Genomic DNA, 24,957 nt, shown 5'->3' with positions numbered 1-24,957 from the left:
GCTCGTAAACACGAATGGATAGGCTATGTGCGGGATTGTGGGAGCGATCGCGGATCGCGATGTGGTTCCAGTACTGATTGAAGGGCTCAAGCGGCTGGAATATCGCGGTTACGATTCCTCCGGCATTGCAGTGCTGGATGGCGAGCACATCCGACGCGTACGCCGCACCGGCCGCGTCGCTGAAATGGAAGGCGCGGCCATCGCCGAGCAGTTCCATTCGGTGCTTGGCATCGGCCACACCCGCTGGGCCACCCATGGCGGTGTCACCGAATCCAATGCCCACCCGCATATCAGTCAGGGCGTGGCGCTGGTGCACAACGGCATCATCGAGAACCATGAAGAGCAGCGCGAGAGGCTGCTTGCGCTGGGCTATGTGTTCGAGTCGCAGACCGATACCGAGGTGATCGCGCACCTGATCCATCATCATCTCAAGGCCGATCACGACGATCTGCTCAGTGCCCTGCAGCGCACGGTCAAGGAATTGACCGGCGCCTACGCGCTGGCGGTGATCAGCGAGAACGAGCCCGAACGCATGGTGGTGGCACGCATGGGCTGCCCGCTGCTGGTCGGTCTGGGCGAGGGTGAGAACTTCGTTGCCTCGGACGTGTCGGCGATTCTGCAGGCCACCCGTCGGGTGATGTTCCTGGAAGAAGGCGACACCGCCGAGCTGACCCGCCACGGCGTGCGTGTATTTGATGCCGACAACGCCCCGGCGCAGCGCGAACAGCGCATGTCGGACGTGTCCCTGGCTTCGTTGGAGCTGGGGCCGTACCGCCACTTCATGCAGAAGGAAATCCACGAGCAGCCACGTGCACTGGCTGACACCATTGAAGCGGCGATTGACGCCGGTGGTTTCCCGGCAACGCTGTTCGGCCAGAACGCCGAAGCGGTGTTCAAGGACATCGAAGGTGTGCAGATCCTGGCCTGCGGCACCAGCTACTACGCTGGCCTGACCGCGCGCTACTGGATCGAGGCCATCGCTGGCCTGCCGTGCAGCGTGGAAATCGCCAGCGAATACCGCTACCGCGCCGCCTATGCCAATCCCAAGCACCTGATCGTCACCATCTCCCAGTCCGGCGAAACGCTGGACACGATGGAGGCACTCAAGTACGCCAAGTCGCTTGGTCACACGCACACGCTGTCGATCTGCAACGTGCCGGAAAGCGCGATCCCGCGTGCAAGCGAGCTGGTCTGCTACACCCGTGCCGGCGCCGAGATCGGTGTCGCCTCGACCAAGGCATTCACCACCCAGCTGGCCGCGCTGTTCCAGCTGACCGTGGTGCTGGGCAAGCTGCATGGCAAGGTCGATGCCGAGCAGGAGAGTGGTTATCTGGAGCAGCTGCGGCATCTGCCGGGCAGCGTGCAGCATGCGCTGAACCTGGAGCCGCAGATTGCCGCTTGGGCCGAACGTTTCGCCGGCAAGTCCAACGCGCTGTTCCTCGGTCGTGGCCTGCATTACCCGATCGCGCTGGAAGGCGCGCTCAAGCTCAAGGAAATCTCCTATATCCACGCCGAGGCCTACCCTGCCGGCGAGCTCAAGCACGGCCCGTTGGCGCTGGTGGATGCGGAAATGCCGGTGGTGGTCATCGCCCCCAACGACAGCCTGCTGGAGAAGGTGAAATCCAACATGCAGGAAGTGCGTGCACGTGGTGGCGAACTGTTCGTGTTCACCGACCAGGACAGCAACTTCAACGCCTCCGACGGCGTGCATGTGATCCGCACGCCGCGTCATGCCGGCGTGCTCAGCCCCATCGTGCACACCATCCCGGTGCAGATGCTGGCCTACCACACCGCCCTGGCACGCGGCACCGACGTGGACAAGCCGCGCAACCTGGCCAAGAGCGTGACAGTGGAGTGATATCTGTCACAGGGGTGTAACCGAGGCTGCGGATAATCACCAACAGCAGCCCGGTCCTCTCTCCCCGACGTTGCTGCGAAGCCCGGCCTTGAGCCGGGCTTTTCTTTTTCCGGAAGGCCTGCATCGCCGCCTTGCACAAAGCCCACGCGCGACTGCCTGGCTGAGCGCGATCATGTGCCATTGCACGATATGGCAGCTATATCGAGCGCAATGCAGGTTCTGCTGCGGCCGAAGGGGTCCTGCCGATACCGCGTGGGAAATCCGGCAGCTGGGGTGGGGCGGCCTGTCTACCCTGCTAAATAGCAGGATTGGGGTGCGGCCCGGCGTTGAATAGCATTGCGCCCTGCGCTGCTGACCTTATGCATCATCCGGCCAGCGCGCCTGATCGGTAACGGCGCTGCACTGGGGGCTGGTTTGGTGCCATTCGGGATAGTGCGCCTAACAGTGGTTCCGGGGGGGGCTTGCCACCGGCGGCAAACAGCGTGGTTCCTATCAATTACAGACGCGACGCGGGGCTTGCTGGCGTTGTGCCTTGGTGTGTCCTTTCCTGCCAGCGTCATGGTCTGGCTGCGCGGCTTCGCGCAGCAGCGGGCCGCTGCTCCCCGCTCTCACAAGGTGCAATCCATGTCCGCTCCCGGTTTTCTTGCACGTATCGCCTGGGTGATGCTGATCATGGCGCTGACGACAGCGTCGGCGACGGCTGCCATTACCGCGCGCGTCACCTACCAGACCCACTCGGCGTACCTGGCAAACAATAATCCCGGTGTTGGCCATCTGATGTTCTTCCGCTCGGACGTCGAACACACCGACGGCTATTACGACGAGGTGGCCAACGACAACAACGCCAGGCTGAACCTGCCGGCGAATGTGAGCAATGCAACGGTGGACCTTGGAACTACCGCAGGTTGGTTCACTGTGGGCTTCAACCATGGTGAAGCAGCACAGGCAATGGGCTGCAGCACCGCGCCGATCACCTTTTCTTCCGCGCGACGGCTGGTAGATGGCCAATCCATCGATGTGACCGTCACCTGTGTGGCGCCGGGAGTGGTGCCGGTAGTGAAGGCCGCTGATATCAGCCTGTCCGGGGCAACAGGTACCAGGGGAAGTTATCGGATTGGCGATGTAGTCCGTGCAAGCTGGGACAATACGAGCAGTCGCGGTGGCAATGCCGGAGTCAGCGGGGTCAGCGTCGATTTCAGTGAGTTCGGCGGTGGCGCGGCAGTGCCTGCGACCAATATCGCGGATGTGTGGAGTGCAAGCTATACCCTCGTCGAGGGGAACATCGACGCGGCCGACCGCAATGTGCGTGTTGTTGCCAGCAGCAGTGCAGGTAGCGCAGGCGCCTGGGGAAGCAATGATGTGGTGGTGGACGCCGTCTTGCCGGTAGTGAGCGGCGCGCGGATCACCCTGGCTGGTGGTAGTGGCACGGGCGGTGCTTACCGGATCGGCGACACGGTTACCGCGCGTTGGGATGGCGGCGCAGGCGGCGACAACAACCTCGACACCATCGCCTCCGTCCGGCTTGATTTCAGCGCTTTTGGGGGTGGCAAGGTGGCGGCCAACAACGCTGCCGGCAAGTGGACGGCAGCGTATGTCATCGTCGCCAAAGCCATTGATACCACCAGTGCAGGGGTGGTGGCCACGGTTGTTGATGATGCGGGCAATAGCCGCTCCGCCACCAGCAACGACAAGGTGAGTGTGGACGCAATTGCACCGCTGGTGACTGCGATCAACGTGATCGGAACACCCGCTGCGGGCGCGACCGCGGTTACGTTTGCCGTTGCTTTTGGTGAAATGGTGCATGACATCGACAGCGGCGATTTCATGCCGCTATCGAGTGGCTCGGTGGGCTTCACCAGTATCGGTGCCTCCGTCTCCAGCGGCAATGCGGTGAATGTCACCGTCTTCGGCCTGTATGGCAACGGCACGCTTGGCCTGCGTGTTGAAGGCGGTGATCACATCGTCGACAAGGCAGGAAACCCGGTGGCCGCCTTCAGCAAAGCCGGAATCCACACGGTGGCAGTGCCGCGTCTGCCTGGCGCGCCGACGATCGGGGCGGTCACGGTGACCTCGCTGAGCAGTGTCACGGTGGGATTCACACCGCCCGTAGACGATGGCGGCGCGGCCATCAGTCGATACCAGGTGATGGTGATGCCCGCGGTATCCGGCAGTCCGTTCACGGGCACCAGCGCGCCGATTGCTGTCAGCGGGCTCAGCCCTGCCAGCACCTATACCTTCCAGGTTGCGGCGATCAACGAGGTGGGTGTGGGCGCCGCATCGGCCGCGTCTGCGCCGGTCAGTACCAAACATCAGCAGAGTATCGAGCTGCTGCCGCGTGGCGGTGTGGTGCGCGTGGGCGACGTCCTGCAGGTGTCCACACTTGCCCGGGCCAGCTCGGGCCTGCCATTGGTGCTCACCGTGCAAACACCTGCAGCGTGCACCGCAAAAGCAGATGGAACACTGGTCATCACCGCATTGGGGCCGTACTGCGAGGTGACCTTCAACCAGCCCGGTGATGCCCAGTGGCAAGCGGCGGAAGCGGTGACCGCGCAGATTCCGCTGCAGGCCGGTATGCCGGGCGCGCCCGTCATCGGAGCTGCGCTGGCCATGACGTGGGACGGCGTGCAGCTTGATTTCACTGCACCGGCATCCAATGGTGGTGCCACGGTGACGGGCTATCTGGTTACCAGGATGCCGGGCAGTATCACCACGCGGGTTGCTGCTTCGCCAGCACTGCTTACCGGCCTGCTCGCCAATACGCGCTATGCATTCACCGTGGCAGCGATCAATTCGGTGGGGACCGGCGCGCCTTCGGCCCTGTCTGCGGCGGTCACCACGCCCAAGCGACCGCAGTCCATCACCGACACCTTGGGCAATCGTCATGCCGCAGGCACCGGGCATGTTGGTAGTTACTACTTCGTGGCAACCTCGGCGTTGCCCGTATCAATTGAATCGACCACGCCTGCCGTGTGCACCGTTGATGCAGATCAACACATATTGCTCGAGGTGGCGGGGAACTGCGATCTGATCATCCGCCAAGCAGGCGATGCGACCTGGCTGGCGGCAGCGGATCTTTCGAAGCGGATAGAGGTGGTTGCGGTCAGTCCATCGGTACCGCTTCATCCCGTGGCGAAGTTGCTGCCTCCCAACAGTGCCAGTGTGGGTTTCACGCCGCAATTCAATGGTGGTACGGCAACGGTGGACTATGAGGTCATTCCATCGCCAGCAGTGCCCGGCGCCCGCTTCGTAGGCACGGCATCCCCGCTCAGTGTTACCGGTTTGAGTCCGGGCACCACATATACCTTTACGGTCACCGCCAGCAATAGTGCCGGTGCCAGCATGCCCTCCAGCAGCTCCAATGCGATCAGCACGACGCCAGCGGTGTCGGTCGCTGCGGTTGCCGTCGCGGTGCCCTATGGGGCGCCGGTGACGCCCATCGCGCTCACCATCAGCGGGGCGGCAAGCGAGGTACGCATCGTTTCACCACCAGCGCATGGGACTGCCGTGGTCAGTGGCATGGGTATCGACTATCAGCCCGATGCAGGCTATGCCGGTAGCGATCAGCTCAGCTATGCGGCGGTTGATCTCTACGGTGTGTCAGCGGCAGCGGCGGTGAACATCACCATCGACGCACCGACGCTGCGGATTGATACCGCGAGCCTGCCTGCGGCACGGGGCAGCAGTGCCTATGCGCAGGTGTTCAGCGCCAGCGGTGGCAGTGCGCCCTACCGCTATGAACTGGCAGCGGGTGGCAAGCTGCCGGACGGGCTGAGTCTGGGCGTGGATGGAAAGCTGCAGGGCACCCCAAAGCAGGCCGGTAGCTTCAACTTCAGCGTCACCGTCACGGATGCGAGTACCGGTCTGGGTCCGTTCTCGGCAACACGGCCATATACCCTGGCGGTGGCAGCCGCCGACGTGACGCTGGACATTGGCGGTCTGCCGCCGATAACAGGCGGGCAGACGTATCACTACGTGCTGCAGCCTGCCGGCGGTGCCGCGCCCTATCGTTTCGAACTGGTCGGTGGGCAGTTGCCACCGGGCCTGGAAATCAGTGCAGATGGTGAGATCAGCGGCCGCGTCGAGGCAGCCGGGGATTATGGTTTCAGCGTCCAGGTGACCGACGCCAACGGTTTCAACGGTGTGCAGTTGATCACGTTGCGGGTCGACCCACTTGCACAGGAAATCACCGGTTTCAGTACCGATCCAATTGCGCCGGTGTATGCCGAGGGCGCCAGCTTCACGGTAGTGGCCAACGGTGGCAACTCCAGCAGCGCGGTGGTGTTTGCCAGCGCGACGCCGGCGATCTGTTCGGTGAGCGGCGACCGGGTGATGATGTTGGCTGCGGGTAACTGTGTGCTCCGAGCCGACCAGCCGGGCGACGCGCTTTACAGCGCGGCGCAGCAGCAGCGGTTCGAACTGCTGATTGGATTGGCCACGCCTTCCCTGCAATGGGGCAATGCAATGAGCAGAACCCATGGCGAGCCGGCTTTCGATCTGAGCGACCCGGTCAGCAATAGCCTTGGCGCGTTCGCCTTCAGCAGCAGCGATACGACGGTGGCAACCGTCAACGGACGCACGGTGACCTTGGTGGGGCCTGGCAGCACCACCTTGCTGGCACGCCAGGCTGCTGATGGCAGCTATGCCGCTGGCGAGGTTGCCCTGACCTTGACGGTCAACGGCCGTCCCGACCCCACTACCGACGCGGAGGTACGTGGCAGTCTGCAGGCGCAGGTGGATGCCAGTGTGCGTTTTGCGCGGGTGCAGCTGGGCAATATCCAATCGCGCCTGCAGCAGGTGCGGGCGGGTGGCAATTCCTCGTCGGTTGCGTTGACCCTGGCCTATGCCGGAGATCAGCTCGGGCAGGGGATGTCGTTGCCACTGCAGATGTCGGTCAATCGCTTCAATGCGATGCCAAGTGGCTGGGGTGGTTGGATGTCGGGTACCGCCACCTTCGGTAATAGTGGCCCGCGTAATGGAAGCTTTGACTTCAACACCGATGGCATCAGCCTGGGGCTGGACCGCAGCGTCGGCGATAGCGGTCTGCTCGGCATGGCTGCCAGCCTGGGCCGCAATCGCACACGTTTTGATGCGTCGGTATCGCGAATGGACGCAGACCAGTACTCGTTGGCGATGTACGCCTTGTGGCGTGCCGGCGAGCGTCTATTTGTTGATGGCATAGTCGCGCAGGGGCGCTTGGACTTCGATATCGTCCGCTGGAGCAACCCTGCCAATGCCATGGCATTGGGCCAGCGTGAGGGCAGCCAGAGTTTCGCTGCGTTGACCTTTGGCTATCAGCAGCAGCACGGGCGTTATGCACTGTCCGGCTACGGTCGCTTTGACGGCAGCCGCAACCGTCTTGATGGGTATCGTGAGCACGGCGTAGGCATCTACGATCTGACCTACGCCGGGCAGACGCTCAATAACAGCGGGGTGGCGCTGGGCTTTGACGGCAGTTACCGCTGGCAGGGCGAAGGCCTTGAGCTGCGCCCGTTCTGGAAGCTGGAATACCGACAGTCCCTGTCCAACAGTGGCCAGGCATGGATGAACTACGTGCAGCAGCCCACGGCCAATGGCTACATGCTGGACCTGCAGAGTTATGCCGACAACATGCTGACACTGGGGGCGGGCCTGGAGCTGCAGACCCGCACTGGCTGGCTGCTGTCGCTGCTGTTCGGTCGCGATCAAGGCAGCAGCGGTTCATCCAGCAATAGCGTTGGCCTGCGCATTTCCTACGGCAAGGGCGCCGCTGCTGCGGGCAACAGCAACCTGGACCGGGAGCAATGCGCCGGCAGACGCTGCAGCGATGCGCACGGTCAGCCGGGGATGGCGGGGATGGCGGGCAGCCGCTGAGGCGCCTGGCCAACAAGCGCTGCCAGCATCAGAACAGGACTCAGCCCGGCCAAGTGCCGGGTTTTTGTTGTCTGTGCGGACAGTAAGACTTATCTTGCGTTTCGCTTTCAGCTTGGCGAAGAGGGCAGGCCGGTGTGTCGTCAGGCGGCTGCAGCAAGCGCGTTGAGGGGGATCTGGGGCAGCGCCTCGGCATTGGATACGGGGGACGTCATGGTGGGGAACATGCTGGGCGAAGGGTACGAGGCTTATGACCGGCTGCCGGATGCGGTGTTCATGGTCGATGCGGGCAATCGCATCGCCTACGCCAGTGCCGCGTGTGAAGACGTGTTTGGGTATCTTCCCGGTGAGGTGATCGGCGTGTCGATGCTGGACCTGCTGTTACCGGAGGAACAGGATCGCACCCTGCGTGAAGCGCGCAGCGTGGTGGCCTGCCAGGCGCGCACCGGCTTCGAGAACCGCTACCAGCACAAGCACGGCAACGCAGTGCAGGTGATGTGGTCGGCCCGCTGGCTGCAGGCGCAGCAGCTGCGCATTGGCATTGCGCGCGACGTCACCGTGTTACGCTGCAGCGATCCCTCCGCAAGCCAGGCGCTGCTGGCCAGGGCCAACCTTGCGCCGCATGAAAAGAAGGTGCTGCGCTTGCTGCTCACCGATGCCACTGAAAAGCAGATTGCCGACCAACTCGGTTTGGCGGTATCCACGACGCATTCCTATGTGTCGGCCATCTTCCGCAAGTTCGGCGTACGCGGACGCGCCGGGCTGATGAGCCTGTGGCTGCGGTCGATGAAGATCGACACTCACTTCTGAGTCTACTGTTGTCACCCAAGGTCAGCAGCAAGCGGGGATCGTAGCTGCCCATCCTGCTCGATAGCTGCGCTGGGCAGCATTGAACGGGACACGCGCTTCCGATCTCGCGTTGGCAAGGCGAATGCCGGGCCCGGTGTAGGAGTGGCGTAAGCCGCGGAGCACGTACATCATCTAACCTTGCAGAAAACGTTTGTTTCAACAATGTCAGCTTCGCGGCTTACGCCGCTCCCACAAGGAAGCGTTTAAGAAAAACGCCGGCAATGCCGGCGTCTTCCTGATCGGAGCAGCGTTGGCTCATGGCCGCACGGTATTGGAAATAATCTCCACCCAATAGCCATCCGGGTCCTTGATGAAGGCCAGGCTCTTCATCCGGCCATCGCTCAGACGCTTCTGGAACGGTACGTTCAAGGCCTCGAAGCGCGCGCAGGCGGTTTCGATGTCCGGCACCGAGACGCAGATGTGGCCGAAACCGCGCGGGTCGCTGTTGCCGTCGTGGTAGACCGGGCCGTCCTGGTTCTCGGTGCCGTGGTTGTGGGTGAGTTCGAGCACGCCGGGGATGCCGGCCATCCACAGGCGACGTTCGGCGTCGTCCTGCGGCACCTGCACGCCGGCCGGCACGTACGCCAGGAAGTACAGGCTGAATTGCGCCTCGGCAAAATCACGCTGGTCGATCAGCTGGAAGCCCAGCACGCGGGTATAGAAATCCAGCGAGGCGCGGATGTCCTTGACCCGCAGCATGGTGTGGTTGAACACGAAGCCGTTGGTTTCGGCCGGCACCTGTGCGGCGACGCCGGGCTGTTGAACAAGGGTTTGAAGACTCATGGGGGCAATCCTGTTGCGATGAATGGGGTAGGTGCGATGTGCTGCAGCCGCAGCGCAATGCCGATGCAAAAAGTTGCATATGAAATCGCTAGCCCAGCTTGCATGCGTCGATACAAAAAATCATCACCGGCATACCTTCAATGGCTAGGCGGCTGCGCGCGCGCTGGCTATGCTGCGTCGCAGGATAGTCGTTGTTCCCCACGTTTTGATGAAGCGCACATGCATTGCCGGATGTGCGCCGGGAGCGACGCTGGCGCAAGGCTTGCGCAGTTTGGTGGCAGGGGATGCCAGCACAGACGTAGCACGGCGTGACCAGCGGCGGTTGACAAGCTTTCTCTGGTCGCGTTATTCATTGTATGTATATACAAATAACGAGGCTGTTCGGATTTCCATGTCCTACCGTGTGTGGCTGCCGTTGCTGCTGATGCTGGTGCTCGCCGTCGAAGGCGTGCTCGGTGCGTGGGCGAGCACGCGCATGGTGCTGCACGCGGAAGGCATTCCGAGCGTTGCCGGTATCACCCGTGCCGCCAGTGCCAGCTGTGACCCGGCCCCGCGTGCTCTGGCCCAACGCAGGCCAACCGCTGGCGACGGCCACGACGCGCATGCGGGAACAACGGCTTCGGCCACCCACGCCGACGAGTGCAGCTGCGCCGACAGCGTGGGCTGTGAATGCCTGTGCGTGTTCACCATCTATCCCCCCGCGACGGCGCTGTTGTTCGCCGGCGCGCACCCGCCGGTAGCGGCCGATACGCCATTGCCGGCGCTGGTTCTGCCGGCTGGCAGGCTTTCCCGCGTCTTCCGACCTCCCATCGTCTGAGCGGTTGTTCTCGCGTCACCACGACGTTGCAGTGAACCGTGCTCGCGCCCGCGACTGCGGCTATCGCCACGAGATAAAACCCCAGCGAGAGAGAACATGTATTTGAAGCCCCAAGCCTTGGCTGCGGCCATTGGTGCACTGCTGTGTGCCGCCGCCGTCCACACCGCCAACGCGCAGGATGCGCAGCCCCCGAATGAAGCCGCGCGCACGCTGGACGCAGTGCAGGTAACCGGCAGTCACATCAAACGCGCGCAGTTGTCGGGCGTAGGCCCGGTCAGCGTGATCGATGCACAGGCCATTGAACGCTCCGGTGCTACTTCGGTTGACACCTTGTTGCAGCGGCTGCCGGCCTCGGCTGGTTTTGCCGGCAGCCAGAGCAATGCCTACTGGGCCGAGAACGGCTACGGCACCACCCAGGTCAACCTGCGAGGGCTAGGCATCAACCGCACCCTGGTGCTGCTCAACGGCCGCCGCATCGTCAACGGCGGCACCGGCGCCAACAGTTCGGTCGATCTGAACATGATTCCGGTGTCGCTGATCGAGCGCGTGGAAGTGCTCAAGGACGGCGCTTCGGCCATCTACGGCGCCGATGCGGTGGCCGGTGTGGTCAACATCATCACCAAGCAGGGTTTTGACGGTGCCGAGGCTGCCGTGCGATACGGCCAGACCACACGCGGCGATGGCGATGAAACCGCCGCGGATCTGGCCTGGGGTGTCACCAGTGAGCGTGGCTCGCTGATGGCTGGCATCAACTATGCCGAAGGCGGCACGGTCAACATGGGCTCGCGTGCACCCTGCGGCCTGGCCGAAGTGGATGGCAAGCTGGTGTGCTCGGGCAGCTCCACCACGGTGGGTGGGCGTGCGCTGCTGGCCGATGGCAGACGGGTCAATTTCAACCAGGTGCTGGGTGGCAATGGCGATTTCTACGAGCCGTATTTGGCCGCCAAGCACAACTACAACGGCAACCCCACGCTCAACGCGGTCAATCCGATCAAGCGGATCAGCATGAGCGTGTTTGGCGACAGCCAGCTCAGCGAGAACACCAGCGTGTTCACCGAGCTGATGTATACCAACCGCCAATCCGATCAGCTCGCTGCGCCCGGCGGATTGGGCGTGTACCGGCCGATCAACATCGCTGCCGATCACCCGACCAATCCAACCGGGCAGGACCTGCTGCTGCAGCGCCGACGCTTGGAAGAAGCCGGCCCGCGCCATTTCTCGCAGGAGGTGAATACCTTCCGTGGCCTGGTGGGCGTGAAGGGACATTTCGGTACAGGCTGGGATTGGTCGGCGGCCCTGAACTGGGGCCGCAATACCGGCGTTGATGGCTCCGACAATGTTGCCAATCTTGATCGTGTCGAGCAGACCCTGGACCGCCGCCTCTGCAGCCCGGTGCCGGGCGCGGCCATTCCCTGCGGCGATTATCTGGGCTATGGCGACCTGAGCCGCGAAGTGCTCGATTACATCCTCTACACCTCGCGCGATACCGGCGGCAACGAGCAGAAGAGCTTCACCGCCAACCTGAGCGGGCAGATCTTCGAACTGCCAGCCGGTTGGGTGGGCTTCGCCGCCGGCGTGGAAGTGCGCAAGGAACGCGGCTGGCGCAATCCCGATCCACTGACCGTGCTTGGCATCGGCAATACCAACCAGCAGGACCCGATTGCCGGTGAATACACCGCCAAGGAAGTCTTCGCCGAACTGGCCATCCCGCTGCTGCAGGACAACGTCATCGCCGATTCGCTTTACCTGAACCTCGCAGGTCGTGCCTCGGACTATGATCTTTTCGGCCGCGATTACAACTACAAGGCCGGCCTGGACTGGCAGGTCAGTCCATCGCTCAAAGTACGCAGCACCTATGCCACCGCGTTCCGCATCCCGAACATCCCGGAGCTGTTTGGTGGCGTTGCCGAAGGCAACCTGACCACTACCGACCCTTGTAGCAACTGGTCGGCGTTGCCGGCGGGCTCCACGGTGCGTGACAACTGCCAGGCCTATGGCGTGCCGGCCGGCTATGTGCAGCCGGGCAATACCATCCTCACCACCTCCGGTGGCAATGCCGACCTGAAGCCGGAAGACGCCACCTCGTTCACTGCCGGCGTGGTGTGGACGCCGGAGTTCCTGTCCGGCCTGACCTTGACGCTGGACTACTACAACATCCGCATCAAGCACGCGATCCAGCGCATCGACGGCTCCACCAAGCTGGCCATCTGCTACAACACGCCGGGCTTGGCGCATCCGTTCTGCGACGCCAGCAACTTCACCCGCAACCCGCGCACCGGCGAAGTGGATTTCCTGTCCTCGCAGCCGGTCAATGCCGCCAACGAACATGTCACCGGCTATGACTTCGGCGCCTTATACGAATTCAAGGCGGCAGGCTTTGATGCCAGCGTCAGCGCCGATGTGTCCTACCTGCAGCGTTACGACGTGCGGCCGTATGACGGCGCGGACCTGATCGAGTACGCGGGCAAGATCACCGGCGGCCGTGGCAGTTACGCCAAGTGGCGCGGCCTGGTGTCGATGAGCGCATCGCGCGATCAGTGGTCGGGTACCTGGAGTACGCAGTACATCGGACGCGCCGAAGACATCAACGCGGCACGTGGGGACATCGGCGATCACGCACCGTCGGTGTTCTATCACAACCTGCAGCTCAAGTACGCGGTGAGCAAGGCGCTGGATATATCGCTGGGCCTGGACAATGTCTTCGACAAGAAGCCGCCGTTCATCCAGAGTTATACCGATGCCAACACCGATACCATGACCTACGACCTGCTGGGTCGCCGCTGGTACGCACGCATCGGCTACCGCTGGTGACTGGATGCGCCCCGTCGCCAAGTGGCGGGGCGCGTCATTGAACGAGGACGATGTTGATGAAACCCGCATTCTGGGCACGCCGTGCCCACAAATGGATCGGCCTGGTGATCGGTGTGCAGGCGCTGCTATGGATGCTCAGCGGCGTCTACATGACCGTGGTACCGCTGGACGTGATCCATGGCGACCACCTTGCCCATGTGCATGGCACGCCGTTGCCGGCGCAGAGTGCCCGTGCAGGCGCCGACGTGCTGGCTGCGCGCTACCCGCAGATGGAGTCGTTCCGGCTCAAGCATGTGCTGGATCACGAGGTCTATGAAATCCGCCAGGGCAGACAGAAATTCCTGGTGGATGCTGCCAATGGCGAGCGCATGGCACCGATGGATCGTGAGCAGGCGATAGCGCTGGCTCAGTCGCTGTATCAAGGCGAGGGCGAAGTGGAACGGGTGGAATGGATTACCCGTGCGCCTTCGGAAGTGAAGACCCGCCCGGTGCCGATGTGGGCTGTGCATTTCAGCGGTCGCGGCGATACCACGCTGTACCTGTCACCGGACAGCGGCGAACTGCTGGCGCGTCGGCACGATTTGTGGCGTGGGTTCGACTTCGTGTGGATGCTGCACATCATGGATTATGAAAACCGCACGGACGTAAACAACACCTTGTTGCGTGTTGCCTCGATTGTTGGCTTGGTATTCGCACTCAGCGGCATCTGGTTGTTGTTCTACAGCTTCGGCAAGCGGAGGAACGCATGACGCCCTGGATGCGGACCCTGCACAAGTGGGTGGGCCTGATTGTCGGCCTGCAATTCCTGCTGTGGTTGGGCAGTGGCTTGATGATGAGCCTGCTCGACCCGGAAAAGATTGAAGGCAGCGCCCAGCAGGCTGCAGTTGTTGCCAATCCTGCGTGGCCAGCCGCGACAGTGTCCCCGAGTGTGGCGCTGGCTGCAGCCAAGGGCGAGGTGGCGACACTGGACAGTGGCTGGTTGTTGCAACAGCCGGTGTACCGCCTGCAATCGCCGGAAGGCACCGAGGTCATCGATGCCCGTGATGGCAAGCGCATCGCCATTGATGCGGCGGTGGCGGCGAAAGTCGCACAGGCCGCGTATGCCGGTGATGGTGTTGCAGCAGCGCCGCAGTATCTGCAGAAGACCCTGGAAACCCGCGCGAATCCCGATCCGGTATGGCGCGTGGACTTCAGTGATGTGCAGGACACCAGCATCTACGTGTCCGCACACAGCGGCCAGGTGATGGAGCACCGCACCGCGACGTGGCGGCTGTTCGATATCTTCTGGATGCTGCACATCATGGATTACAGCAGCAGGGTCGACTTCAACAACCCGCTGGTAGTGGGCATGGGCATTGGCGGCCTGTGGCTGGCGCTGACTGGCGTGTGGTTGTTGATTGCCAGCTTCCACCTGCAGGAGTTCATCCCGCGTCGCTGGCGCTCGCGCCGGCAGTTGATGGTGTACGCGCCGGGCGGGGCGCATCTGCGCACGGTCGATGTTGCCAGCGGCGACAGTGTTTATGTGGCACTCGCCCGCGAAGGAATCCATCTACCTTCCAACTGCGGCGGTGGCCAGAGCTGCGGCCTGTGCGAGGTGCGTGTGCGTACCGGAGCGGGCAAGGCAACGGCGGCCGACCGCGCGCACGTACCTGAAGCCAAACGCAAGGTCGGATGCCGTTTGGCCTGCAACCTGCAGGTGGATGACGATATCGAGATAGAAGTGGCCGGCGGTGCCAGCCTGTGGACCGAGCACTGGGCCAGTGTCGAGAAAGTCGTCGCGGTGACACCCTTCCTGCGTGAGATTCACCTGCGGCCGGAGCAGGCGGCGGATACCCGGTTCCAGCCGGGCTGCTATCTGCAGCTGCACGTGCCCGAGTACGAATTGCCGCGCAGTGCGGTGTGGCACCCGGCCGAGCATGACGAGGACTGGAAGGCGCTGTCCTTGCCTGCGGCCTTGCAGAACAAGGCAGCGGTACGCCGTTCCTATTCGCTGGCAACGCCGGTATCGAACGCAGACGGCGGCTTGGTGTTGCTGGTGCGCTTCAGCCCGGGCTGGCAGGAGAATCGAAAGCATCCGCCGGGCAAGGGTTCAAGCTACGCCTATACGCTGCGCGAGGGTGACCGTGTCCGCTACAGCGGCCCCTTCGGCGACTTTGCACTCAGCGGTAGCGAACGGGAGAAGATCTTCATCGGGGCTGGTGCAGGCATGGCGCCGCTACGTGCGCTGATCCAGCAGCGGCTGGATGAAGGTGGTGGCGAGCGTATCCACTATTGGTACGGTGCCCGTTGCGGGCGCGATTGCCCTTATGTCGAGCAGATGCAGGAGCTGGCGCATGAGCATGCCAACTTCAGTTGGCATCCGGTGTGGTCTGGGCAGGGCAGTGATGCGCGCCGTGTGCATGAGGCGATGCATGAAAATCTGTTGAAACAACATCCGGATCTGGCGGGTTGCGAGTTCTACCTGTGTGGCCCTCCGGCGATGTTGGCGGCCACCAGGCAGCTGCTACGCAAGCTGGGTGTTGCAGATGAGCGGGTTGCGTTTGATGACTTCAAGATCTGAGTAGTTGCGGGTCTGGCTGTTGCGGCTGCAGATGTCGGAGGTCTGCAGCTGTTGTAGCTGCTGTTGCTTTGGCTGTTGCTGTTGCTCCGGCTTTCGCTCTAGCTTCGGCTTTGGCTTTGGCTTTGGCTTTGGCTTCGGCTTCGGCTTTGGCTTTGGCTTTGGTTTCGGCTTTGGCTTCGGCTTCGGCTTTGGCTTTGGCTTCGGCTTCGGCTTCGGCTTCGGCTTCGGCTTACGCTTTGGGTATTCCCTTCTCCCGCTTGCGGGAGAAGGTGCCCGGAGGGCGGATGAGGGGAGCTTTTTGACTTGGCTTAGCTGGAAGCTTCCCCTCACCCCAACCCCCGCTCCGCGCCCCGGCCCTTGCGCTAGCGCAAGGGCGTTCGAATGGCTGCGAACCTTTGGTTCGCAAGCAGCCTTTCTCACCCCGTAAACGGGAGAGGGGCTTCAAGCGCAGGTCACTCGTGCTTTGAAAACTCGCTCAACGAACCATCGTTGCCCAACAAAGCAACCGTGAACGCCTGGCGGTAACCATCCGGCGACTCCATCCCCGGCGTACCGACCGGCATGCCTGGCAGCACCAGGCCGCGCGCCTGCGGGCGCTCGGCCAACAGCTTCTTTATGTCTTCCACCGGTACATGGCCTTCCACAACATAGCCGTCGATCTCGGAGGTGTGGCAGGACATCATGCCGTCACCGATTCCCAATCGCTGCTTGACCGCCATCATGTCGCTGGTGTCATTGAGCTGCACCGGGAAACCCGCTGCCTGCATATGCTCGGCCCAGCCGCCACAGCAGCCGCAGTTCGGGTCCTTGTGCACAACCACCAGCGGCAAGGCTTTGCTGGCCGGTGCCGCTTCAACAGTCTTTGCAGGCGCCGCAACTGTAGGCGTAGCTGCTGCGGACGCAGAAGCCGACGGACTTGCATTGCAGGCGCTGATCAGCAAGGTACCGGTAGCCAGCACCAACAGCGATAACATCGGCTTTGAACGAATTTTCATGATCTTGATTCCTTGGGAAGTTCACCGCACCGACCACTTGCGGGTGCGGCAAAGGGCGTCACAGCATCGACAAGCCGCGCTCGAATTCCTTGGCATCCAGCTTGCCGTCGCGGTTGCCGTCGCTCATGCCGAAGTGCGGCAGCAGCGGGTGACGGCTGGGCAGCTCCTCACGGCTGATGAAGCCATCCTTGTTGGCATCAAAGCGCGTGAAAACGGCCGCTGCATCAGCCTGTGGTGCCTTCGCAACAGGCTTGGCAGCCGGCGCGTGATGCTCATGCCCGGCATGTTGCGCATGCGCGATGGAAATGGAAGCAAGGACAATCGCGCCGATCAGCGCAGTTTGGAAACTGGATTTCATTGAATGCATTCCTTGTAGGAAGAATAGGGATGGCGCCGACACGCGGCGCCATCACGGCAGATCAGAACCAGAAGCGCACGCCAGCAACCCAGCGCGATTCACTCACGCCTTCGCCGGCATCACGGTGCAGGTCGGCGGTATCGCCGAACGCGCGCTCGTGCACGAAGCCCACATACGGTGCGAACTTGCGGGTGATCTCGTAGCGCAGGCGCAGGCCGGCTTCCACGCTGCTCAAGCCCTTGCCCACACCACGACGCGGGTCGTCATCGGCAACGATGCTGGCTTCCACCACCGGCTGCAGAATCAGTCGGTTGGTCAACAGCACGTCGTACTCGACCTCGAAGGCCAGCTCGGCCTTGCGCGGTCCGCCGATGTAAGCCATCGCCGAGACTTCGAACTTGTACGGCGACATGCCCTGCAGGCCGAACGCAGCGCGGGTCAGGTCCGGCGATTCACGGTTGTTGTCCTGCCGCACACCGGCTACCACGTCCCACCACGGCGAGATCGAATGCCCGTAAAGCGCGTCCACCGACCAGTCGCCAAGCGCGTTCTCACTGCGCTCACCTTCGCTGCGGATCCACAGGCGGTTGATGTCATTGCCGAACCAGGAATCAATGCCCCAGGCCTGACCGCTGCCGTGCGCGTTGTCCCAGGCTTCCAAGTGGTCGAACACCACCAGGCTGTTGAATGACGGTGCGTGCTCCATGGCATGCGGCTTCAGTACCGGGAAGGCATCGTCGAAGTCCTGCCTGGTAGGCGTCGGGATTGGCTCGCGTGGTGCGTCGCTGGCGCTGCTGCCCTGCATGTTGTGGCCGGCATGCGGATCGGCCGGCATTGCATGCCCCGCGTGCGGGTCTACCGCCGTGCCGTGGCTGGAATGATCTTCCGCCTTGGGCATGGCATGGCCTGCATGCGGATCGGCCGGCATTGCGTGCCCCGCGTGCGGGTCTACTGCCGCGCCGTGATTGGAATGATCTTCCGCCTTGGGCATGGCATGGCCTGCATGTGGATCAGCCGACTTGGCCTTTTCGCCATGGCTGCGATGCGCGGCATGTGGATCAGCCGGCTTGGTCTGGGGCATGTTGTGCCCGGCATGCGGATCCACCGCCGGCTTTGCTTCCACACTGTGGTCCGCATGCGGGTCCTGCGCGAAGGCGCTGCCACTGGCGGCCAAAGCAATGAACAGCAACGAGTGAGAGAAAGTCTTCATGCGTCGATCCTCACTTCGCGCATCATGCCCGCTTCCATGTGGTACAGCAGATGGCAGTGGAAGGCCCAGCGGCCCAGCGCATCCGCGCGCACGCGGTAACTGCGGCGGGTGCCTGGTGGCATGTCGATGGTGTGCTTGCGCAGCTGGAATTCGCCGTCGGCGTTTTCCAGGTCACTCCATACGCCGTGCAGATGGATCGGGTGCTGCATCATGGTGTCGTTGACCAGCACGATGCGCATGCGCTCGCCGTAGTTCAACTTGATGGGTTCAGCACCGGCAAACGGAATGCCGTCGAAGTTCCAGGCGAATTTTTCCATGTGACCGGTGAGATGCAGTTCGATCTCGCGGCCCGGTTCGCGCCCGTCCGGATCCTCGAACAGCGAACGCATCGCGCCGTACGTCAGCACTTTGCGGCCGTTGTCACGCAGGCCGATGCCGGGATCGTCGAGCTTGGGCTCGGTGGCCGAGGTCTGCATGTCGATCAGCGGATTGCCGGCTTCGCTGGGCTTGTGCTTGGGCGACTTGTCACCCGCCGCCGCGCCATGGCCGGCATGTGCATCGTGGCCCATCGCGGCGCCACAGCCGCCTTCCATACCCTTGGCGCCCATGTTGGCACCGCAACCGCCTTCCATGCCGGCATGGTCGCCATGGCTGCCCATGTCGTGGCCCATGTCGCTCATGGTCAGCAGCGGGCGCGGATCGATCTGCGGAATCGGTGCCTGCAGGCCTTGTCGCGTCGCGAGCGTGCCGCAGGCATAGCCGGTGCGGCCCATGTCCTGGGCGAACAGGGTGAAGGCATCCTGGCCGGTGGGTTCGACGATCACGTCGAAGGTTTCGGCCGGGGCGATGCGGAACTCGTCGATGCTGACCGGATGGATGTACTGGCCGTCGGCGGCCACCACAGTCATCTTCAGGCCGGGGATGCGCACGTCGAAGTACGTCATCGCCGAGCCGTTGATGAAGCGCAGCAGCACCTTCTCACCGCTGCGGAACAGGCCGGTCCAGTTGCCGGCCGGCGCAGTGCCGTTCATCAGATAGGTATAGGTGTGGGCATTGATGTCGGACAGGTCGGACGGCGTCATCCGCATCCGGCCCCACATGCCACGGTCGCTGAGCGTCTCGCGCAGGCCGTCCTTGCGCGCGTCGCGCATGAAGTCACCGACCGTGCGCTGGTAGGTGTTGTCATGCATCGGCATCTTCTTCATGCGCCGGAACAGCGCAGTCGGATCCATGTCGGTCCAGTCAGAAAGCATGACCACGTGCTCGCGGTCGAAGTGGTACGGCGGCGGTGCCAGCGGATCGACGATCAGCGCGCCATACAGGCCGGCCTGTTCCTGGAACATCGAATGGCTGTGGTACCAGTAGGTGCCCGACTGCTTGAGCTGGAACCGATATTGGTAGGCCTCGCCCGGCGCGATGCCGTTGAAGCTCAAGCCCGGCACACCGTCCATGTTGGCCGGCAGCAGGATGCCGTGCCAGTGGATGGAGGTCATTTCGTCGGTGAGCGTATTGGCCACGCGCAGGTTGACCGTATCGCCCTCACGCAGGCGCAGAATCGGCGCCGGCAAGGAACCATTTACGGTGATGGCAGGGCGGGTGCGGCCGGTGAAATTGACTGCCGAGCGGCCAATCGCAAGGCTCAGTTCGGTACCGCGCAGCTCAACCGGCGGCACTGCCATGGCACTACCGGCGGCGAAAGCCTGTGGAATGCGGGCCAGGCCGGCACCGGTAACTACGCCGCCAATGGCCAGGCCCTGCACGAAACGACGTCGCGACAGCGCCGAGCGCGGGTCGGAAAGAAAATCAGATGACATGTGGAACTCCCGGTCATGCAGCCGCATCACGATGCGGTGCTGCATGTCCTGAACAGATCAGGGATGCGCCAGGGCGAAGGCCACGGCACAGGTATCTGCAGGGCGCACAGGCGCCGGGTTCAGGCGATGGGAGGGCGGTTGAGCTGGCCTGGGGCCACGTCGTCGCGGGAGGGCAGTGCCGGCATCGGCGCCAATGCATGGCGCATTGGTGCAAGCCGCGTCATCGCGACGCTGGGCAGCATGTTGCAATGCTGTTTGCAGTCGCAGCTGTCACCGCTGGCACAGGGCGAGGCTGCCTTGTCGGCGTCGCCGGCCTCGCACTGCAGGTTGGCTTCCTGCTCGTGGCAGCAGTCGTGTGCGCTGTCGCCGGCTTCCATTGCCATCGACATCGCCTGCATCGGCATGGCCATCGCCGTTGCAGACCACACCGAACCGACCGCACCAGCGATCAGGGTCAGGCACAGCAGCAGGGGCAGCAGGATACGCGGCACGGGCTTTGCGGTTGGAAGCGAGGCTGAACCATAACATTCCTGAGTAGGGGCTGGGCTGAATGGTTGGGGAGAGCGGGTGCGCATACAGGCTGGGTGGAACCGGCTCTGTTACGTCTCTCAAAGCCAAAGCACCCCTCCTCAATCCTCCCCTGCGCCTGCGGCGCAAGGGAGGAGGTAGAAGCCGGCATCGGCCAACTCAACGAGGGCCGCAACCCCCTTGCGGCTGCGCAGGAAGGGAGGAGGTGCGTCCTCCCCGATCAATTGACGACGCCGGCGCTTCTACCCCCTCCCTTGCGCCGCAGGCGCAGGGGAGGGCTGGGGAGGGGTAAGGCTCTGGCAGTAGCTATTGCCAATCCCCAGGCAACCCAAGCAAGTAGAATCCACTCCAGCTTTCACCAATGAAGTGGCGATCCATGTCCCAGCGTGCTTGGGTGGCGGCGGCCATCCACAAGATTGAAGCCGACTACAACCGTTCGGCCGATACCCATCTGATTCCCGTCGATCTGCCCGGTTTCCCGGGTATCGATGTCTATCTGAAGGATGAATCCAGCCACCCGACCGGCAGCCTCAAGCACCGTCTGGCGCGTTCGCTGTTCCTGTACGCGCTGGCCAATGGCTGGCTGCTGGAGGGCCGCCCGGTGATCGAGGCCTCCAGCGGTTCCACCGCCGTGTCCGAGGCCTACTTCGCGCGCCTGCTGGGCCTGCCGTTCATCGCGGTGATCCCGGCCAGCACTTCGCCGGAAAAGATCGCCGCCATCGAATTCCACGGTGGCCGCTGCCATCTGGTGCAGCGTGCCTGTGACCTGAACTGCGAATCCGAGCGACTGGCACGCGAAACCGGCGGCCACTTCATGGATCAGTTCACCTACGCAGAGCGCGCCACCGACTGGCGCGCCAACAACAACATCGCCGAGTCCATCTTCAAGCAGATGGCCGAGGAGCCGCATCCGGTGCCGGAATGGATCGTCTGCAGCCCCGGTACCGGCGGCACCGCCGCTACCCTGGGCCGTTACGTCAGCTATCGCCGGCACGACACCCGCATCCTCTGCGCCGATCCGGAAGTGTCCATCTTCTACGACGGCTACTGCGCCGCGCTGGAAGGCCGCGACTGGCGCACGATGACCTGCGAAGGCGGTTCGCGCGTGGAAGGCATCGGCCGCCCGCGCGTTGAGCGCAGTTTCATCCCCACCTGCGTGGATGCGATGGTCAAGGTGAGTGATGCGCTGAGCCTGGCCGCGATGCGTCATGTCAGCGCCACTTTGGGGCGCCGCGTCGGTGGTTCCACCGGCACCAATTTCATCGGCGTGCTGTATGCGGCGCAGCAGATGCGCCAGGCCGGCCGTGACGGCTCCATCGTCAGCATTCTGTGCGATGCCGGCGAACGCTACGCGCACAGCTATTACAACCCGGACTGGTACACCCAGCAGGGCATCGAGGTAGCCAGCGCCGATGCGGTGGTGGCTACCGCCGTGGCCGGGCAGGGCATGCCGGAGCTGCCTTGTGCCTGGTTGGAAGCGTCGCCATATCAGGTCTGATACCGGCGCAGCCGGAACTGTTTGAAGGAATGCCGTGAACACCCCCAATCCCCTGCTCGATTTCTCTGGCCTGCCGCGGTTTGACGCGATCCGTGCCGAACACGTCACCCCGGCCATCGACACCCTGCTGGCCGAGGCCGAAGCCGCAGTGAAAACCGCCGAGACCGTGGCGCCGGTGAGCTGGGAGGCGTTCGTGGTGCCGCTGGACGATGCCACCGAGCGGCTGTATCGCGCCTGGGGCCAGGTCTCGCATCTACAGGCAGTGGTCAATACGCCGGAGCTGCGCGAGGCGTACAACGCCAATCTGCCGAAGATCAGCCGCTTCGGCAGTTCGGTCGCTCAGAACCCGGCGCTGTACGCGCAGTACAAACTACTGGCCGCCGCGCCGGAAGCCACCAACTACGGCGAAGCACAGCGCAAGGCGCTGGAAAACGCATTGCGCGATTTCCGCCTGGGCGGTGCGGAGCTCGACGACGCAGGCAAGGCGCGTTTCGCTGAATTGCAGGAAGAACTGTCCGGGTTGCAGGCAAAGTTCTCGCAGAACGTGCTTGATGCCGGTGACGCGTTTGCCTTGTACGTGGATGTGGCCGACGACCTGCTGGGCCTGCCCGATGATGTGATTGCCAGCGCCCGCGCGGCCGCGCAGAAGGATGGCCGCGACGGTTACAAGCTGACCCTGCAGATGCCGTGCTACCTGCCTGTGCAGACTTACGCCGACAACCGCGCGCTACGCGAGCAGCTGTATCGCGCCCATGCCATGCGCGCATCGGAGTTCGGCGACGCCGCGTTGGACAACACCGGCAATATCGATCGCATTCTCGCCGTGCGCGCCGAACTGGCGGTACTGCTGGGTTTCGACAATTACGCCGAGTATTCCATCGCCACCAAGATGGCCAGCGATGCAACGCAGGTGTTGAGCTTCCTGCGTGACTTGGCTGCACGTGCCAAGCCCTATGCGCAGCGCGACCGCGCCGAGTTGGAGGCCTTCGCCCGCGAACAGCTGGGCATGGACGAACTGCAGGCCTGGGGCCTTGCCTACGTGGCCGAGAAACTCAAGCAGGCGCGTTATAGCTATTCCGAGCAGGAAGTGAAGCAGTACTTCACCGAACCGAAGGTGCTGGCCGGCCTGTTCGGCGTGATCGAGCGTCTGTACGGCCTCAAGGTCGAGCAGGACAGCGCGCCGGTCTGGCACGAAGACGTGCGCTTCTATCGCCTGGTGGGCGCCGATGGTGCGCTGGTCGGCCAGTTCTACATGGACCTGTACGCGCGCGAAGGCAAGCGTGGCGGTGCGTGGATGGATGACTGCCGCAACCGTCGCGTCACTGCAGCTGGCGTGCAGACGCCGCTGGTCTACCTGGTCTGCAATTTTGGCCGCGGCAATGACGGCAAGCCGGCAACCTTCAGCCACGACGAAGTCACCACCGTCTTCCACGAAATGGGCCACGGCCTGCATCAGTTGCTGACCCGCATCGGCGAGCTGGCAGTTGCCGGCATCAATGGTGTGGAATGGGATGCGGTGGAGCTGCCCAGCCAGTTCATGGAGAACTTCTGCTGGGAGTGGGAACAGGTGCGGGCGATGACCGCGCATGTCGATACCGGCGCGCCGCTGCCGCGCGAACTTTTCGACAAGATGCTGGCGGCCAAGAACTTCCAGAGCGGCATGTTCACCGTGCGCCAGCTGGAGTTCGGCCTGTTCGACATGTTGCTGCACAGCCAGTACCAGCCTGAACAGGAAACCGTGCTGCAGCTGTTGGAGCGCGTGCGTAACGAGGTGGCGGTGAACATCCCGCCGGCCTGGAACCGCTTTGCCAACCAGTTCAGCCATATCTTCGCGGGCGGTTATGCGGCCGGGTATTACAGCTACAAGTGGGCCGAGGTGCTCAGTGCCGACGCCTATGCCGCCTTCGAGGAGGCGCCGGCTGAATTGACTGAAACCGGTGCCCGTTTCCGCGACGAAGTGTTGTCGCGCGGTGGCAGTCGCAGCGCCGCTGAGAACTTCCGCGCCTTCCGTGGCCGTGAACCGCAGATTGATGCCTTGTTGCGGCATAACGGCATGACTGCCTGAACACCGGCCACGGCCAGGGCTGGTCAGCCGGGGCGATGAGGATCAAGCTTGGGGGCACGTATTCCCCGATCTATACGACATGCCCCGGCTAATCACCCGCGTCGCAGCCTGCGCGGCCATCATCGGCGCGGTTCTGTGGTTCCAACCGCGCATCAATGAGCCCGCCGCCCAGGTCAGCAATGGCTTGAACCTACGCAGCGCACCGGACCAGCGCGCCGAGCGCTTGGCGGTGCTGCCGGTAGGTACCACGGTGGAAGTGCAGCGCTGCCTGGCCGATCTGCAATGGTGCAACGTGCGCGCCGATGGCAAGAGTGGCTGGGTAGCGGCCGACTATCTGATTGCCCGCAGCGACGGCAAGAAGGTCAGGCTGGCCGAAGCCGGCAAGCAGATGGGCGTGGTGATAGAAACCGCCAAGCCCGGCGGTTGACCCCGCACCTGTAGAGCCGAGCCATGCTCGGCAGAAGCGTTATGCATAATCCAGGTAGAGCCGAGCCATGCTCGGCTGGGGCATCACACACAATCCAAGTAGAGCCAAGCCATGCTCGGCTCGGGCGTTACCTGTCCGGCGAGACTGCAGCGAAACTTTGGGATTACAGCAAACCTCGTCCCTTCTCCCGCTTGCGGGGGAAGGTGCCCGCAGGGCGGATGGGGGGCTCTGGGTTTGGCTGTGTAGCCGTCGTTTTCCCCCAGTTTCGCGGCTTACGCCGCTCCTACAACAGCGTGATCACGCCGGCCCTGAAGCTGCACCTGTAGAGCCGAGCCATGCTCGGCTGGGGCGTTATCGGTAAAGCCTGCCGAGCATGGCTCGGCACTACGGTTTTGCCCCCTCCCTTGCGCCGAAGGCGTAGGGGAGGGTTGGGGAGGGGTTGGCTCTTCGCTGGGCTGCCGGAATGCCAGCTTCGTGGCTTACGCCGCTCCCACAGGTCCCACATCCGAATTGGCAGCGGGGAAAGCCCCTTGCCGA

Annotated in this window: 16 protein-coding genes; 10 read left to right on the top strand and 6 right to left on the bottom strand. The window is 63.3% G+C overall.

What is annotated here, in order from left to right; all coding sequences use genetic code 11:
• Positions 1 to 25 precede the first annotated feature (25 nt).
• From glmS to ABE493_RS02515, 3 genes are all read left to right on the top strand, one after another.
• Entirely contained in the window at positions 26 to 1,858 is a 1,833-nt protein-coding gene (glmS, locus tag ABE493_RS02525; protein ID WP_346496955.1) for a glutamine--fructose-6-phosphate transaminase (isomerizing), read from the top strand.
• 624 nt (positions 1,859 to 2,482) lie between these two features.
• Positions 2,483 to 7,708, top strand: coding sequence for an autotransporter domain-containing protein (locus ABE493_RS02520; RefSeq protein ID WP_346496953.1), 5,226 nt, complete (start codon positions 2,483 to 2,485; stop codon positions 7,706 to 7,708).
• A gap of 210 nt (positions 7,709 to 7,918) precedes the next feature.
• Complete coding sequence (locus ABE493_RS02515; protein ID WP_346496951.1) at positions 7,919 to 8,515, top strand: PAS domain S-box protein; 597 nt, start codon at positions 7,919 to 7,921, stop codon at positions 8,513 to 8,515.
• 294 nt (positions 8,516 to 8,809) lie between these two features.
• Here the strand turns inward: ABE493_RS02515 and gloA are convergent, their stop codons facing one another.
• Positions 8,810 to 9,337, bottom strand: coding sequence for a lactoylglutathione lyase (gene gloA / locus ABE493_RS02510; protein WP_346496949.1), 528 nt, complete (start codon positions 9,335 to 9,337; stop codon positions 8,810 to 8,812).
• Between the two features lie 391 nt (positions 9,338 to 9,728).
• Here gloA and ABE493_RS02505 point away from each other — a divergent pair, with 391 nt between their 5' ends.
• The 4 genes from ABE493_RS02505 (at position 9,729) to ABE493_RS02490 (ending at position 15,525) form a co-directional block, all read left to right on the top strand.
• Positions 9,729 to 10,154 carry a CopL family metal-binding regulatory protein gene (locus tag ABE493_RS02505; protein ID WP_346496947.1) on the top strand — a complete coding sequence of 142 codons (426 nt, stop codon included), beginning with the start codon at positions 9,729 to 9,731 and terminating at the stop codon, positions 10,152 to 10,154.
• Between the two features lie 96 nt (positions 10,155 to 10,250).
• The gene (locus ABE493_RS02500; protein WP_346496945.1) at positions 10,251 to 12,965 is read left to right on the top strand and encodes a TonB-dependent receptor; all 2,715 of its coding nucleotides are present in this window, start codon (positions 10,251 to 10,253) and stop codon (positions 12,963 to 12,965) included.
• A 56-nt stretch (positions 12,966 to 13,021) separates the two neighbouring features.
• The gene (locus ABE493_RS02495) at positions 13,022 to 13,714 is read left to right on the top strand and encodes a PepSY domain-containing protein (RefSeq protein ID WP_346496943.1); all 693 of its coding nucleotides are present in this window, start codon (positions 13,022 to 13,024) and stop codon (positions 13,712 to 13,714) included.
• A complete protein-coding gene (locus ABE493_RS02490; RefSeq protein ID WP_346496941.1) occupies positions 13,711 to 15,525 on the top strand; it encodes a 2Fe-2S iron-sulfur cluster-binding protein in 1,815 nt (604 codons plus the stop codon). The genes ABE493_RS02495 and ABE493_RS02490 overlap by 4 nt, the downstream gene beginning before the upstream one ends.
• Before the next feature lie 452 nt (positions 15,526 to 15,977).
• Here the strand turns inward: ABE493_RS02490 and ABE493_RS02485 are convergent, their stop codons facing one another.
• The 5 genes from ABE493_RS02485 to ABE493_RS02465 form a co-directional block, all read right to left on the bottom strand.
• Positions 15,978 to 16,520 (bottom strand): DUF411 domain-containing protein, encoded by a 543-nt coding sequence (locus tag ABE493_RS02485; protein WP_430980695.1) that lies wholly within the window; start codon positions 16,518 to 16,520, stop codon positions 15,978 to 15,980.
• Between the two features lie 58 nt (positions 16,521 to 16,578).
• Positions 16,579 to 16,878, bottom strand: coding sequence for a hypothetical protein (locus tag ABE493_RS02480; protein WP_346496939.1), 300 nt, complete (start codon positions 16,876 to 16,878; stop codon positions 16,579 to 16,581).
• Positions 16,879 to 16,939: 61 nt separating this feature from the next.
• A complete protein-coding gene (locus ABE493_RS02475) occupies positions 16,940 to 18,088 on the bottom strand; it encodes a copper resistance protein B (RefSeq protein ID WP_346496937.1) in 1,149 nt (382 codons plus the stop codon).
• A complete protein-coding gene (locus ABE493_RS02470; protein ID WP_346496935.1) occupies positions 18,085 to 19,902 on the bottom strand; it encodes a copper resistance system multicopper oxidase in 1,818 nt (605 codons plus the stop codon). The genes ABE493_RS02475 and ABE493_RS02470 overlap by 4 nt, the downstream gene beginning before the upstream one ends.
• Before the next feature lie 119 nt (positions 19,903 to 20,021).
• Entirely contained in the window at positions 20,022 to 20,393 is a 372-nt protein-coding gene (locus tag ABE493_RS02465; protein ID WP_346496933.1) for a CopL family metal-binding regulatory protein, read from the bottom strand.
• A gap of 413 nt (positions 20,394 to 20,806) precedes the next feature.
• Between ABE493_RS02465 and ABE493_RS02460 the strand changes: the two genes are divergently transcribed.
• The 3 genes from ABE493_RS02460 (at position 20,807) to ABE493_RS02450 (ending at position 24,420) form a co-directional block, all read left to right on the top strand.
• Positions 20,807 to 21,928, top strand: a complete 1,122-nt coding sequence (locus ABE493_RS02460; RefSeq protein WP_346496931.1) for a PLP-dependent cysteine synthase family protein — start codon at positions 20,807 to 20,809, stop codon at positions 21,926 to 21,928.
• A 34-nt stretch (positions 21,929 to 21,962) separates the two neighbouring features.
• On the top strand, positions 21,963 to 23,993 hold the full coding sequence (locus tag ABE493_RS02455) for a M3 family metallopeptidase (RefSeq protein WP_346496929.1): 2,031 nt from the start codon (positions 21,963 to 21,965) through the stop codon (positions 23,991 to 23,993).
• Between the two features lie 79 nt (positions 23,994 to 24,072).
• Positions 24,073 to 24,420 (top strand): SH3 domain-containing protein, encoded by a 348-nt coding sequence (locus ABE493_RS02450; protein ID WP_057627557.1) that lies wholly within the window; start codon positions 24,073 to 24,075, stop codon positions 24,418 to 24,420.
• The last annotated feature ends 537 nt before the right edge of the window (positions 24,421 to 24,957 follow it).

Origin of the sequence: Stenotrophomonas terrae, from assembly GCF_039674165.1 — a bacterium.
GTDB classification, from domain to species: Bacteria; Pseudomonadota; Gammaproteobacteria; order Xanthomonadales; family Xanthomonadaceae; genus Stenotrophomonas; species Stenotrophomonas terrae_A.
Note: the sequence above shows the minus strand (reverse complement) of the source record. Positions and strands in the feature narration are given on the sequence as shown.

What these genes read in the sequence shown, in the direction of transcription:
- glmS (WP_346496955.1), top strand. Translation starts at nt 26, where the DNA reads ATGTGCGGGATTGTGGGAGCGATCGCGGATCGCGATGTGGTTCCAGTA.
- ABE493_RS02520 (WP_346496953.1), top strand. Translation starts at nt 2,483, where the DNA reads ATGTCCGCTCCCGGTTTTCTTGCACGTATCGCCTGGGTGATGCTGATC.
- ABE493_RS02515 (WP_346496951.1), top strand. Translation starts at nt 7,919, where the DNA reads ATGGTGGGGAACATGCTGGGCGAAGGGTACGAGGCTTATGACCGGCTG.
- gloA (WP_346496949.1), bottom strand. Translation starts at nt 9,337, where the DNA reads ATGAGTCTTCAAACCCTTGTTCAACAGCCCGGCGTCGCCGCACAGGTG.
- ABE493_RS02505 (WP_346496947.1), top strand. Translation starts at nt 9,729, where the DNA reads ATGTCCTACCGTGTGTGGCTGCCGTTGCTGCTGATGCTGGTGCTCGCC.
- ABE493_RS02500 (WP_346496945.1), top strand. Translation starts at nt 10,251, where the DNA reads ATGTATTTGAAGCCCCAAGCCTTGGCTGCGGCCATTGGTGCACTGCTG.
- ABE493_RS02495 (WP_346496943.1), top strand. Translation starts at nt 13,022, where the DNA reads ATGAAACCCGCATTCTGGGCACGCCGTGCCCACAAATGGATCGGCCTG.
- ABE493_RS02490 (WP_346496941.1), top strand. Translation starts at nt 13,711, where the DNA reads ATGACGCCCTGGATGCGGACCCTGCACAAGTGGGTGGGCCTGATTGTC.
- ABE493_RS02485 (WP_430980695.1), bottom strand. Translation starts at nt 16,520, where the DNA reads ATGAAAATTCGTTCAAAGCCGATGTTATCGCTGTTGGTGCTGGCTACC.
- ABE493_RS02480 (WP_346496939.1), bottom strand. Translation starts at nt 16,878, where the DNA reads ATGAAATCCAGTTTCCAAACTGCGCTGATCGGCGCGATTGTCCTTGCT.
- ABE493_RS02475 (WP_346496937.1), bottom strand. Translation starts at nt 18,088, where the DNA reads ATGAAGACTTTCTCTCACTCGTTGCTGTTCATTGCTTTGGCCGCCAGT.
- ABE493_RS02470 (WP_346496935.1), bottom strand. Translation starts at nt 19,902, where the DNA reads ATGTCATCTGATTTTCTTTCCGACCCGCGCTCGGCGCTGTCGCGACGT.
- ABE493_RS02460 (WP_346496931.1), top strand. Translation starts at nt 20,807, where the DNA reads ATGTCCCAGCGTGCTTGGGTGGCGGCGGCCATCCACAAGATTGAAGCC.
- ABE493_RS02450 (WP_057627557.1), top strand. Translation starts at nt 24,073, where the DNA reads ATGCCCCGGCTAATCACCCGCGTCGCAGCCTGCGCGGCCATCATCGGC.